Source organism: Pseudomonas sp. F01002 (genome assembly GCF_004402115.1).
GTDB classification, from domain to species: Bacteria; Pseudomonadota; Gammaproteobacteria; order Pseudomonadales; family Pseudomonadaceae; genus Aquipseudomonas; species Aquipseudomonas frigoris.
Map to the genome: position 1 here is coordinate 1 of NZ_SOPU01000008.1, position 294 is coordinate 294.

At 49.3% G+C, this 294-nt stretch carries 1 rRNA gene; it reads left to right on the plus strand.

Going from position 1 to position 294, the window contains the following annotated elements:
* Positions 1 to 179: 179 nt before the first annotated feature.
* Positions 180 to 294: ribosomal RNA gene (gene rrf / locus E3W21_RS05335) — 5S ribosomal RNA — on the plus strand.

Consider the following 294-nt stretch of genomic DNA (forward strand, 5'->3'; position numbering starts at 1 on the left):
ACTCAGCAGTGAAACGATGCATCGCCGATGGTAGTGTGGGGTTTCCCCATGTGAGAGTAGGTCATCGTCAAGATTAAATTCCGAAACCCCTATCTGCGTATGCAGGTAGGGGTTTTGTTTTAGTAGAAGTCACCAATTTTGCTGGCACGTTACGCTGTAACGGGCTGGTCACAGAATTTCTTGACGACCATAGAGCATTGGAACCACCTGATCCCATCCCGAACTCAGCAGTGAAACGATGTATCGCCGATGGTAGTGTGGGGTTTCCCCATGTGAGAGTAGGTCATCGTCAAG